The 12,014-nt window shown below is 60.8% G+C and carries 15 protein-coding genes; 7 read left to right on the plus strand and 8 right to left on the minus strand.

The genetic code is table 11. The features are described 5' to 3' along the window. Nucleotides 1-390 precede the first annotated feature (390 nt). The gene (locus tag BB347_RS16670; protein ID WP_076583553.1) at nt 391-1,227 is read left to right on the plus strand and encodes a universal stress protein; all 837 of its coding nucleotides are present in this window, start codon (nt 391-393) and stop codon (nt 1,225-1,227) included. A gap of 55 nt (nt 1,228-1,282) precedes the next feature. Here the strand turns inward: BB347_RS16670 and BB347_RS16675 are convergent, their stop codons facing one another. The 6 genes from BB347_RS16675 to BB347_RS16700 all read right to left on the minus strand — a co-directional run bounded on the left by BB347_RS16675 (nt 1,283) and on the right by BB347_RS16700 (nt 5,657). Then, a complete protein-coding gene (locus BB347_RS16675; RefSeq protein WP_170872022.1) occupies nt 1,283-1,636 on the minus strand; it encodes a DsrE family protein in 354 nt (117 codons plus the stop codon). A 137-nt stretch (nt 1,637-1,773) separates the two neighbouring features. Then, the gene (locus tag BB347_RS16680) at nt 1,774-2,346 is read right to left on the minus strand and encodes a class I SAM-dependent methyltransferase (protein ID WP_076583554.1); all 573 of its coding nucleotides are present in this window, start codon (nt 2,344-2,346) and stop codon (nt 1,774-1,776) included. 347 nt (nt 2,347-2,693) lie between these two features. After that, the gene (locus tag BB347_RS16685) at nt 2,694-3,209 is read right to left on the minus strand and encodes a DUF2267 domain-containing protein (protein ID WP_076583652.1); all 516 of its coding nucleotides are present in this window, start codon (nt 3,207-3,209) and stop codon (nt 2,694-2,696) included. Nucleotides 3,210-3,374: 165 nt separating this feature from the next. Next, nucleotides 3,375-3,836 carry a YeeE/YedE family protein gene (locus tag BB347_RS16690; protein WP_170872023.1) on the minus strand — a complete coding sequence of 154 codons (462 nt, stop codon included), beginning with the start codon at nt 3,834-3,836 and terminating at the stop codon, nt 3,375-3,377. Nucleotide 3,837: 1 nt separating this feature from the next. Further along, nucleotides 3,838-4,395 carry a YeeE/YedE family protein gene (locus BB347_RS16695; RefSeq protein ID WP_076583557.1) on the minus strand — a complete coding sequence of 186 codons (558 nt, stop codon included), beginning with the start codon at nt 4,393-4,395 and terminating at the stop codon, nt 3,838-3,840. Nucleotides 4,396-4,415: 20 nt separating this feature from the next. Then, on the minus strand, nt 4,416-5,657 hold the full coding sequence (locus tag BB347_RS16700) for an MBL fold metallo-hydrolase (protein WP_076583559.1): 1,242 nt from the start codon (nt 5,655-5,657) through the stop codon (nt 4,416-4,418). Between the two features lie 241 nt (nt 5,658-5,898). On the opposite strand from BB347_RS16700, the gene BB347_RS16705 reads away from it, so the two are divergent. Then, nucleotides 5,899-6,144, plus strand: a complete 246-nt coding sequence (locus tag BB347_RS16705; RefSeq protein ID WP_076583560.1) for a sulfurtransferase TusA family protein — start codon at nt 5,899-5,901, stop codon at nt 6,142-6,144. 1 nt (nt 6,145) lies between these two features. Then, the gene (locus BB347_RS16710; protein WP_076583562.1) at nt 6,146-6,742 is read left to right on the plus strand and encodes a DsrE/DsrF/DrsH-like family protein; all 597 of its coding nucleotides are present in this window, start codon (nt 6,146-6,148) and stop codon (nt 6,740-6,742) included. A 142-nt stretch (nt 6,743-6,884) separates the two neighbouring features. Here the strand turns inward: BB347_RS16710 and BB347_RS16715 are convergent, their stop codons facing one another. Continuing rightward, nucleotides 6,885-7,793 (minus strand): mechanosensitive ion channel family protein, encoded by a 909-nt coding sequence (locus tag BB347_RS16715; protein WP_076583563.1) that lies wholly within the window; start codon nt 7,791-7,793, stop codon nt 6,885-6,887. 337 nt (nt 7,794-8,130) lie between these two features. On the opposite strand from BB347_RS16715, the gene BB347_RS16720 reads away from it, so the two are divergent. Beyond that, the gene (locus BB347_RS16720) at nt 8,131-9,276 is read left to right on the plus strand and encodes an SPFH domain-containing protein (protein ID WP_076583565.1); all 1,146 of its coding nucleotides are present in this window, start codon (nt 8,131-8,133) and stop codon (nt 9,274-9,276) included. Between the two features lie 32 nt (nt 9,277-9,308). On the opposite strand, the gene BB347_RS16725 is transcribed toward BB347_RS16720, so the two are convergent. Beyond that, nucleotides 9,309-9,674, minus strand: coding sequence for a winged helix-turn-helix domain-containing protein (locus BB347_RS16725; protein WP_076583566.1), 366 nt, complete (start codon nt 9,672-9,674; stop codon nt 9,309-9,311). A 137-nt stretch (nt 9,675-9,811) separates the two neighbouring features. Here BB347_RS16725 and BB347_RS16730 point away from each other — a divergent pair, with 137 nt between their 5' ends. The 3 genes from BB347_RS16730 to BB347_RS16740 all read left to right on the plus strand — a co-directional run bounded on the left by BB347_RS16730 (nt 9,812) and on the right by BB347_RS16740 (nt 11,916). After that, nucleotides 9,812-10,501, plus strand: coding sequence for a cob(I)yrinic acid a,c-diamide adenosyltransferase (locus tag BB347_RS16730; RefSeq protein ID WP_076583568.1), 690 nt, complete (start codon nt 9,812-9,814; stop codon nt 10,499-10,501). A gap of 80 nt (nt 10,502-10,581) precedes the next feature. Next, nucleotides 10,582-10,998: a universal stress protein gene (locus BB347_RS16735; protein ID WP_076583569.1), complete on the plus strand. Its 417-nt coding sequence runs from the start codon at nt 10,582-10,584 to the stop codon at nt 10,996-10,998. A gap of 117 nt (nt 10,999-11,115) precedes the next feature. Continuing rightward, a complete protein-coding gene (locus BB347_RS16740; RefSeq protein WP_076583571.1) occupies nt 11,116-11,916 on the plus strand; it encodes a ZIP family metal transporter in 801 nt (266 codons plus the stop codon). Nucleotides 11,917-12,014 lie beyond the last annotated feature (98 nt).

Consider the following 12,014-nt stretch of genomic DNA (forward strand, 5'->3'; position numbering starts at 1 on the left):
CATGGAATGCTACTCGGTTCTTACTACCCGGAGTGATCGTATAACGCTTTTGGGATTGCCACACAATATTACTGCAGGATATGCCACTGCTATCCAACGAGAATATCTGCGTACGTTATGGAGATATAGCGCTGCGAACGTCGGGACGATTCGTGCACGTTCGACGTGGTGCACGCGGGATAAATCCGTCAGCAACCGGTGGCAAAAATACGGACGTACATATGTCGAGAACAAACACCCTCCGAATAGGGCTGTACGCAGGCATTGGACGGGTATTCAAACGAACGCCGCGGGCCAAGTACTATTACGTCCAATCATTCCGCAGGAATCAGAGACTGATCGATATTGGGCTCCCCAAACAATATTATACCGCGGATCCCTACGAACGGTATGAAAGCGGTACTCGCCACTGACCTCTCGGCTGCCAGCGAGGCGACCATCGAGAACGAGACCTGCCTCGAGTGTCTCGGCCGAATCGGGATCGAGGAGATCCATCTGGTGACGGTCGTTCCGTCGAACGTCCACGCCGGAATGCCGGGCATCGACTTCGAAAAGCGACGCCGGAAGTCGATCCGGAAGTACGAGCGCGTCATCGAAACCGCCGGCTTCAACGTCGAGGTACACGTCGTCCGTGGAACGCCACACAGACGGATCCGGGGCATCGCCGAGACGATCGGTGCCAGCCTCACAGTCGTCGGCTCGCGAGGAAAGAGTCCACTCGAGAACCGGGTCATCGGGTCGACGGCCCGAAATCTCGCGCGGACGACGGAGACGCCCCTGATCGTCAATCGAATCGAGCGCGAGGCCGACGAGCCGTCCGTCCTCAGACAGCACCTCTTCCAGCGAATCCTTTATGCGACCGATTTCTCCGAAAACGCCCGAGAAGCGTTCGAGACGTTCTCGTACCTGCGTCACGCGACACAGGAAGCGACGCTCGTTCACGTCGAGACGCCGAAGGACCCGGAGCCGACGGCGGACGACGGCTCCGACTCCCGACTGTCCGAGCTCGCGGCGAAACTCGAGGAGTGGGACATCGAGACGCGAAACGAGGTTCGACAGGGCGATCCGGCCGACGAAATTCTCGCCGTCGAAGACGCCGTCGATCCGACGACGATCCTCGTCGGCTCACGGGGCCACAGTCGACTTCGCCGGCTCTTGCTCGGCAGCGTTTCGGAGGATCTCGTCGCTCGAGCGAACGGAAACGTGATGCTGGTTCCCCCGGCGTAACGTCGAGGTTTTTCGAGTGTTCGATTACGACGGAGTACCGGGTTGGTTCCTTCGACTACCCGATCGTCAGGACGCGATCGGTCGACGTGACGATCTCGAGGAGGTCCGCCATCGTCGACATCGGACAGTACTCGCTCTCCTCGCTGTTGCGAATTTCCAGACACGTTCCACACGCCTGCAGGTCGCCACCCGCATCGACGAACGCTTCCATCCGGTCGCGAACGTCGAAGCGCTCGTCGGTGATCTCCTCGGCTTCGACACCCTCCCCGAGGAGGAACACCGAAACCTCGTGGCCGTCCTCGAGCGCCGTAAGTCCGAGGCGGAGCGCGTTCCAGGCTCGTTCGGCATCTGCCGTCTCGAGAACGATTCCGATGCTATCGACCGGTGGATCCGGCGTCGTTGACTCCATGATAGTGTACTATATCCACAATAATATAAAATTCTCGGTGGCGGGCGGCCGCGCTCGCGTCGTCTCAGTACGGATCCGAAACCGACGACCAGAACGTCGAACTCGACACTGGCATCGCCGACCTAACCGCGAAACGATTATCGTTTCGCGACGATGGCGAACGTCTCCGGACGGTCGTGGACGCGTTCGACGCTGAATCCGGCCCCCTCGAGTTGACTCGAGACGTCGTCCGGACCGAAGCGTTCGTCCATCGACGGGCCGTCGTCACCCGTTCCCGTCGCGGACCAATCGACGGTGACGAGTCGGCCGCCCACGCGGATCACGCGAGCGAGTTCGGCCATCGTCTCGTCCGTGGCGTACTCGTGGTGGGTCATCGTGGAGAAGGCCCCGTCCAGTTCGCCGTCGTCGAAGGGCAGCGAGTCGACGCCCGCCGTGACTAATTCGACGGTTTCTGGGACGCCCTCCTCGCGGTGGCGCTCGTGCATCTCCGCTTGAATGTCGACGGCGTAGAGCGCGTCGACGAACGGAGCGACGTCCCGCGAGTAAAAGCCCGTTCCCGATCCCAGGTCGGCGACGACGGCGTCGGCGTCGGCGTTGCTCCCGGCCTCGAGGCCGAGCATCTCGATCAGTTCCTCACGCGAGCAAAAGCGGTAGCGAGACGGGTCCTCGAGTTTGTCGGCGCGCTCGACGGGGAACGTGTGAAATCCCATACGCGTAGTTCGAACGGCGGCTATAAGAGTTGTTTCGTGTGTGCGCCGAACGCGTCGCTCAGCCGTCGAAGCGCGTCAGATGCAGGCGGAACAGGCTGGCGAGGACCGTCGATCTCTCGCGGCCGACCACCGCGACCGGGGGAGTCGAACGAGAACCGACAAATAGCGTAGATAGTAGCCCTTCATCGCGTCCGCCTGGCCGTGTAATCGATCGGTGGACGAGCCACGTGAGACGAATTCGAACACAGCGTGCAAAAACGGTGTACTCGGGAACGTCGCGCGTATCGTGGGGCGAAACGGGCAGTCGGTAGGAATACAGCCGACAGCCGACAGCGGTGGATCGAGCCTTACTCCTCGGTTTCGTCGTCCGCACCAGCCGATTCGGAGTCCGCCCCCGGCCCGGCCACCGGCTGTGGTCCGCCGCCGGTCTGTGCCTCCTGTGCGTCGCCCCAGCCGCCGCTGTCGACCACTTCGAACAGTTTCCCCCAGTTCTCGTCGTCGCCGCTCTCGGGGAGTTGATTTCGGAGTTGTTCGAAATCCGACGGCGGCACCTGCGCCGCGACGAGGTCGACGATAACCCGCGAGTGGTAGGCGGCTTCCGATCTGTCAGTTCGATCGCCCTCCCGGTCGCTCACCCTCGAGAGGAACTCCTGCCAGTCGAATCGCTGCCCGTGTTCTTCGACCGCACCGGTCATGTACCACTTGATTTCGATCGGCAACGACGCCGCGAGGTCCCGGGCCGCGCCATCGGGAATCCGCTCGCCGAGCGTCATGAGCGTCGCACGGATCGCGCGGACGGTTCGCCCGGTGTCCGGCAGTTCGAGTCGGTGCTGTATTTCGCCGGTGAACTCGTCGAAGTTCATCGTACTAGCCTCCTCGTCGAGCACGGCCGTCAAGCTACAGGGCACCGGTCGCCGACAGAAACCGTCTCGAGCGACGACGGGTTCAGCGGAAGACGACGACGCGACGGGTCGAAGCGTTCGGTTGTCCGGCGATAGCGTCGATCCCGGTCGGCGGTTGAGAACGAATCAATCTGCGCCCGCAGGAGTTGTCTCGGACGCAGCGCGCTGACTGCGCCAGTACCCCTGAAGGTACGCGCCGACGAACATCCCGGCCAGCGCCCAGACGATCGTGACGTTACCGACGCCGAGGCTGGCGTAGGCCGCGCCGGGACAGATTCCCGAGAGTCCCCAGCCGACGCCGAAAATCGCGCCGCCGATCAGGACGTTGCGGTCGAACGATTTCAGCCGTCGACCGTAGGTGTCGCCCGTCAACGGGGCGCGGTCGAACAGCCGCGGCACCAGCGCGAAGGCGATGCCGGTGACGACCGCCGCGCCACCCATGACGAACAGCAGTCCGAAGTCCTCGAACTGCAGGAAGTTCAGGACGACCTCGGGGCGAGCCATGTGGCTGAAGCCGAGGCCGAAGCCGAAGAGCAAGCCGCCGACGAAGATCAGCGGCATGAACAGAGGGTGTCGATTTCGGCCCATACTATGGCGACACCCCCAGTGCCATCGCGACCTGCGCCGTTCCGATCGCCACGATCAGGAACGTCATCACGCCGACGATGGACGTTTTCGAGGCCGAACCGACGCCGCAGACGCCGTGGCCCGACGTACAGCCCTTGCCGATCCGGGTGCCGATGCCGACGAGAATCCCGCCCAGAAACAGCCGCCACGGCTGCACGTCGGTCAGCCAGACGGTAACCCCGCCGACGTCGTGCAACTGGCCGGTCGCGCCGGACTCGTAGAGCCCACTCGAGACCAGCCCTGACTGGAACGTGAGTGCGTAGACGGCCGCGCCGGCGACGATTCCAACGGTAAAGACGATCCGCCAGTCACGCGAGGCGCGATAACGCTGGAAGCGCGATTGATCCGAGACGTACGACAGCGTCGACTCGAGGAACGTGCTCGCACCGGCCGTAATGCCCGTGCCGAGGTAGATGACGACGGCGCCGAGGCCGACGAGCAGCCCCCCGACGGCGTAGCGACTGATCCCGGCGGGGAACAGCGACTCGTAGAGTGCGGGGACGAAGAGTTCAGTTCCCATTCGACTGGTGGAAGGAGATGTTAGTCACCGGCCAGCGACTCCTGGCTGGCGGCGCAGTTGTTCGGGCCGAGCTCGAGTTCGAACGCCTCCTCGTCGCCGGTCTCTCGCTGACCGAGGTTCGTTGCGATTATCTCCTCGTAGTTGGCCGGACGCGGCGGCATGTCCGAGAGAATCAACTCGACGAACTCGTCTTCGTTCATCGTCAGGGCGGCCATGTCCTCCTCGAGTTGGCCGATCGGTGCCGTGTACGTGCCGTCTTCGGCGGGGACGGCGGAGTCACTGACGTGCGCGCCGCCGACGAGCGTCTCGTCGGGGAGCGAAAGTACGCGCTCCTGCAGGGACTCGTAGAGCTGTTTTGCGGCGTCTTGGGCTCCCTCGTCGCCGTCTTCGAGGTCGGGTCTGGCGACACTTTCGACGAACAGCGTGTCGCCGGTGGCGAGCAGCGAGTCGTCGATCAGGTACGAGGTCATCCCGGACGTGTGGCCGGGCGTGGAGACAGTCTCGATGGTGACGTCGCCGACCTGGAACTCGTCGCCGTCCTCCGCGCGGGTCATCTCGTCGGCGTAGGTGACGCCGCGGTCGACTGCGGCCGCGGGAACGACGCCCTCGACGCCCTCTTCGACGAGGGTTCGAAGGCCCGAGATGTGGTCCGCGTGGATGTGCGTGTCGATGGCGTACTTCAAATCGACGTCGAGTTCTGTGGCGTCCTGTCGAGCTTGCGAGACAGGGCTCGTGGAACTCAGTTCCGCGGCGTCCTCGAGATAGCGATCGGTAAACGCACGCAGCGGATCGATGACGGCCGCTTCGCCGTCGTCGACGACGAGGTAGCCGAGACAACCAGAAGAGGGGCGCTGGTACTGATAGAGCGTCCCCGCACCGTCGTAGCGCTCGACTTCGACGGCCTCGTAGATGCGCGCCCAGCCGTTCATCCCCTCCTCGAGGTGGTTGACGTCGTAGCCCGCTTCTTTGAGCGAACCGGCGACGAATTCGCTGGCGCCGCCTTTCGCACAGAGCACCGTGACTTCGCGGTCGTCGGGTATCTGTGCAAGAACGTCGCCGTCGATCTCTTCGTCCAAGAACTGGAAGTACGGGACGTTAATCGACGAAACCGTCTCTCCGTTGATGCGCCACTCCTCGTAGTCCGACTCCATTCGGGCGTCGAGAAGCGTTACGTCCTCACCCGCGTCGATACGCCCTTTAAGCTCGGCTGGTGTCACCGATTCGACGTCGGCGTCCGGCACTGGAAAGTCCATATCGTCCATGTCGTTCACGACACAGTACCATCCGTGAGCACTTAAGAGTTTGCAAGGTATTCCACCTATTGCACAATACCCTTGGCCCGGTAATCGATAGGTCGTACAAGAAAAGGCCATAGGTGGCGTAATTTATAGACTGGCGGTGACCAACCGTCCACAGATATTTCTCACTGTGCAATAGCGATATCCTTTTATGGTCGGCTACGATATTGTGTAGTAGCTCCAATACAGAGCAGAGAAATAATCCATGAGTTCGGAATACGATACCACGGAGACGCTCGACGTGAAAGGACAGTCGTGCCCGATGCCCATCGTCAAAACCAAGCAAGCGATCGACAATCTCGAGGACGGCGCTGTTCTCGAGGTCGTATCGACCGATTCGGGCAGCATGAGCGACATGCAGGGCTGGGCCGACGGCACCGACGGAGTCGAACTCCTCGAGCAGGTCGAGGACGGAGACCTCTACATCCATTACGTCGAGAAGGCACCGTAACATGAGTACGGACGAACCGGTGACGACGACCGACGAGACCGAGACCGGCGCAGAGCTCGACCCCGCCGAGTTAGCGGAACTTCGCGAACGAGTCGACGAACTCGAGGCGTCGATGGCCACATTGGACGGCGGTGACGGACAGAAGAAGATGGTCATCGTCGCTACCCAGGGAAGTTTCGATATGGCGTATCCGCCGCTGATCCTCGGGAGCACGGCCGCCGCGTTCGGCTGGGAGGTCATCGTCTTCCACACCTTTTGGGGACTCGACATTCTCCACGAGGAGAAATCGAAGACCCTCAAACTGAGTGCCGTCGGCAACCCGAACATGCCGGTTCCGAACGCACTCGCCGCGATTCCGGGCATGGACCGCATGGCCACGCGAATGATGGAAAAGAAGATCGACGAGAACGGCACGGCCACCATCGAGGAACTCATCGACCTCTCACTCGAGAGCGGCGTCGACCTCCAGGCGTGCCAGATGACGATCGAACTGATGGACTACGACGAAGAGGACTTCTACGACGGCGTCACGACGGGCGTCGGTGCGGCCACCGCGTTACAGCACATGGCCGAATCCGATATTCAGCTGCTGGTCTAATGGCCCGTCCGCGTTCGTCCGTGAGACCGTTCGTACTCAAAGTCGAACGGACACTCATTCTCTACGATATACGGTAAAACCCAATTTTCGAGGGTTCGACCCAAATATGCGAGTCGAACCCCAAGACAGTACCAGGGGACGGCTACTCTGTGGAGGAACTGACCACGCTGGCTTCTCGATTCGTCTCGAGTTCAATACCGCCAGTGAGAGTCGTATGAGCGTACGGCATATCAATTCCTTCAGCATCGAAGCGCTGCTTCACTGCTTCACGAAACGCAGCTTCGATTGCGGCAGCGCTGTGTTTGCGAGGCTCGATCCACACACGACCAGTAAGCACAACAGCTGAATCACCCAATTCTGTGACTGGGGCTGCAGGTTCGGGATCAGCAAGAACACCCTCGATACTCGAAGCCGTCTCGATGATCGCTTCACGTGCGATTGTGATATCGTCATCGTAGCTAATTCCGAAGTCACAGGAGACACGAAGCGTCTCATTAGCAACGGAATTCGTAACGACGGACGTAGCGAGTTGGTTGTTTGGAACCGTCACGAGTTCGTTATCGAACGTCTCAACCTGTGTCACACGGAGGTTGATCTTTTTGACGATTCCCTCGTTTCCGTCCCACTCGATCCAGTCCCCTACTTTGAATGGTTCGTCTTTGATAATGAAGACACCAGAAACAAAGTTGCTGATCAAATCCTGTGCAGCGAAGCTGAGGCCGAGTGCTAACGCACCAGCGAGTGTCGCAAAGGCGGTCAAAATGGCACCGAAGCCGGCGACGGTGGCCGACACTGCAATCGCTGCAACTAAGACCAACGTACTGACAACACTGACTGCAAGGCTGACAAGTCCCGTTTTCAGTCCACGTGATTGAAGCGATTGTTCTGTGGCTCTGACGAGTACCTTTTTGCCGAGATAATACGTTAGAGCAAACATCAGAACGAACAACAGTACGGTTGTTGCTGCACTGATGAGGGCAGGTCCGTACTGATCTACGAACTCGCTACCACTTGTTGGAACGCCAGACTGGAGTATCAGAAGGTCTATCATAGACTCCTTTTATAACGACTTCCCCAATCAAAGTGCCGATTTGTCATTTTGAAATCGTTATTTGGACAAATATGAACAGTCATGTCACCCTATATGTAAAATGTAAATAATGTCCTCAGATAATGAGTAAGCCATTCCAAAATTAGATTCAGTATCGAACACGTCCTTGGCGACGTGAGAGTCCAATATCTCCTCCGCCAAGGTCGTCTATGTTTCCCATAACGAGGTCCCATGCAAAAAGAACCGTGGAGAGGTTCGATGGTAAGCCCCACCTAGACAACACCACACACGATAACGCAACCCAATGGTTATTGGGCTGCCAGCCCTGGATACGACAATGAACGTGCTGGCACTCACACCCCTCCAACTCGAGGACCCGCTGTTCGTCGGTGGCTCACTCGTGCTCGCACTCGTCGTCATCACCATCTGGCAGATGGTCGAGATCGTCGACGCGTACAACCGGGGTGCACTGACGGTTTTCGGGGAGTACAGAAAGTTGCTCGAGCCGGGGTTGAACATCGTTCCGCCGTTCGTCTCGCGAGTGCATACGTTCGACATGCGAACGCAGACGATCGACGTCCCCAGTCAAGAGGCGATCACGCGCGACAACTCGCCCGTCACGGCCGACGCCGTCGTCTACATCAGAGTGATGGACGCGAAACGCGCGTTCCTCGAGGTCGACGACTACAAGCGAGCCGTCTCGAATCTCTCACAGACGACCCTGCGTGCGGTCATCGGGGATATGGAACTCGACGACACGCTCAGTCGCCGCGAACGAATCAACGAGCGAATCCGACAGGAACTCGACGAACCCACCGACGAGTGGGGGATCCGCGTCGAGAGCGTCGAGGTCCGCGAAGTGACGCCGTCTCAAGGCGTCAAAGGCGCGATGGAAGAACAGACCTCCGCCGAGCGACGCCGACGGGCGATGATCCTCGAGGCCCAGGGTGAACGCCGCAGCGCCGTCGAAAAGGCGGAGGGTGACAAGCAAAGCGAGATCATCCGCGCACAGGGTGAAAAGCAGAGTCAGATCCTCGAAGCGCAGGGTGACTCGATTTCGACCGTGCTTCGCGCTCGGTCCGCCGAATCGATGGGCGAACGCGCGATCATCGACCAGGGCATGCAGACCCTCGAGGAGATCGGAGCCAGCGAGTCCACGACGTTCGTCTTGCCACAGGAGCTGTCCTCGATGCTCGGGCGCTACGGCAAGCACCTCTCGGGCAGCGACGTCCAGGAGGCCGACACCGAACTCGAGAGTCTCGACTTCGACGAGGAGACCCAAGAGCTGATCGGGCTCAACGACATCGCCGAAATCGTCGGCGAGATCGAAGAGACCGAAATCGACGTCGAGGCGATGGAACAGGAAGCCCAGGCGATCAAGGAAGGCGAAGATATGGGCGACACAGAGCAAGCAGCATCGGCGACGGAGATCGAACCCGAACCCGACATCGACTCGGCCGACGACCAGGCGTCGAATCAGTAAGCAAGGGCGGTATCTCCCGTCCGCCAATTTCGTCAGAACACTTGCGTGAGCGTCGCCCAGAGTCCGAGCGAGTGGGGCCTCGAGTGCTCGACATCGACGCGGAACTCCCGATTTCCGTCGAGCGTGATCGCGATTCGATCGAACGTCGCCACGTACCGCGCCGTCTGGTGGCGACCGCGTCGCACGCCAGTCGTTTCGCTCACCAACTCGGCATCTGTCAACCGATCCAATTTTCGATACGCCGTCGAGAGCGGCAACTCGGCTTCGTCTGCGATTTCTGAGGCGGTCTTTGGCTCCTCGAGTATCGCGATGATCGCCCGGCAGTCGGCGTCGTCGAGGACGCCGATAACCCGCTCGGTGTCGGGTGTCTCGCCGGACGCGGAGTACTCGAGTGACATATACTGCGAGCACGTTAGGAGCGAAGCCCTAAGATTCGTTTGGTCGGTAGCGCCAGCAGGCGTGTCCGAATTGTCAACGCGTTTGCTAGTATGGCGATGTGACCACCTACAAATACACTGGACGCAACTGTCCGACTATGAGCGACGAACAGTCTTCTGATTCGGTGATCGACCAGACGCCGGGTCAGGGGCGAACGCCCGAAGCTGAATCGATCGAACCCGACGCACCCGACGAGTTCGGCCTCGTACAGGTCTGGTGGGGCGACGGCAAAGGAAAGACGACGGCCACGCTCGGCATGGGCGTCCGCGCCGCCGGTCACGGCTATCGAGTCCACGTCCTTCAGTTCATGAAAGGCGGCGCTTCGAGCGTCGAGGCCGTCCGCGGCGAGTACAATGCCATCGAAGCCCTGCCCGGCATCAGCTACGAGAACCTCGGCCACTACGGCTGGCACGGAATGGCCGACGGCAGCGACGAAGCGGACCACGAACGAGAGGCTCGAGCCGGCTTCGAGCGCACCCTCGAGTTACTCGAGGGGGCGACCGACGCGGACCTCTCCGAACCACTCGACCTCGACGCACCACCCGAAGCGGGTGCTCACATGCTGATTTTAGACGAAATTCTCTACGCCGTCGACCGTGACCTGCTCAGCGAGGCGGACGTCCACGACCTGCTCGACGCGAAACCGGACGGCCTCGAGCTCGTCCTCTCCGGAAGCCACAGCGAGCCAACCTACCTGACGGAGCGCGCCGATCTAGTTACGAACGTTCGGAAAGAAAAACATCCAATCGACGACGGCCAGCGTGCGCGGCAGGGAACCGAATTCTAGGTCCTCTCTGCGATTGTAGAAATTGTACAGCGTGGGAACTCCACCCACCATATATACGGTTGCTAATCGAATACTCGCCTATGCACCTCTTGGTTCCGATGGACGACTCCGAACCGGCACAGGACGCACTCGAGCACGCGATCACGATGTTTCCGGACGCCGAGATTACCGCACTGCACGTCGTCAACCCCTCGGCCTCGATGTACGGCGGCGACGCGGCGTACAACATCGAACGAGTGCTCGAGTTGGAAGAAGAGAACGCCGAGACCCTCCTCGAGGAGGCTCGGTCGGTCGCCGGCGAGCACGAGGCGACGATTTCGACCGAGACTGTCCGGGGCACCCCGGCGAGACGGATCGTCGAGTTCGCCGAGGAGGAGGGCGTCGACCAGATCGTCATCGGCAGCCACGGCCGTTCCGGCGTCTCTCGCGTCCTGCTGGGGAGCGTCGCCGAGCAAGTCGTTCGTCGCTCGCCGATACCGGTGACGGTCGTCAGATAGGGAGGGTGGACGGGTCACCGGACGGGGGTCGTCCCGGGCGGTGTGAGTACAGGGCGTCTCGAGCAGTGTGAAAAAGACGCAAAATCGCCTGCGACTGAAGCGAACGTATCAGAACACATGGCCGTCGAAGGCGTCGGACTCGTCGTCGCTGCGGGTCTCTTTACGGCGATCGTCTGCGGGATCGGAACGCTCCCGTTTTTCGTCGTCGACGAGATCAGCGACAGGGTCACCGTCGTCCTCTGGGGACTCGCCGGCGGGATCATGCTGTTCGCGTCGCTGTTCGGATTCGTCGTCGAAGGTCTCGAGGAGGGATCGCTTGGACAGGTCGGTGCCGGCCTCACCGTCGGCGTCGGACTCGTGATCGTCGCCGATCGAGTCATCGCGGACCACGAGTTCAAGCCGCGAGAGATCCCCGACGCCGACTTCAAAAAGCTCGTGCTCATCGTCGGCGTGTTGACCGTTCACAGCTTTCCGGAGGGTGTCGCCCTCGGCGTTGCGTTCGCCGATCTCGGGGTCGACGGCGACATCGTCCTCGCCGGACTCGCCGTGCCGGGCCTCGCCATCTTCATCACGGTCGCGATCTCGATTCAAAACATTCCCGAAGGCCTCGCGGTCGCGATTCCCTTACACACCTACGGGCTCCCCAATTGGAAGCTCTTCGGCTGGGCCGTCTTCTCGAGTCTTCCCCAACCCGTCGCCGCGGGAATCGCGTACGTCTTCGTCACCGTCGCGCGGGATTTCCTGCCGTTGGGCTTCGGATTCGCCGCGGGAGCGATGATCTACCTCGTGCTCCACGACATCCTCCCGGAGGGTCTCGTGTACGGCGAAGACCTTCCCGGAGGCGGTCGCCGAGAGTTACTGGTCGGCGTCGCCCTCGGCGTCGCGATCATGCTACCGGTCATGGTGCTCACGGGGTGAGTGAGACGACCCACAACGATGTATCGAGGGGTTTCGAGGGATCGGTCGTCGGATAATCTCATGCCAGCACAATTATTACCAATCAAAACGAATGTTCG

Origin of the sequence: Natronorubrum daqingense, from assembly GCF_001971705.1 — an archaeon.
Classification (GTDB): Archaea; Halobacteriota; Halobacteria; order Halobacteriales; family Natrialbaceae; genus Natronorubrum; species Natronorubrum daqingense.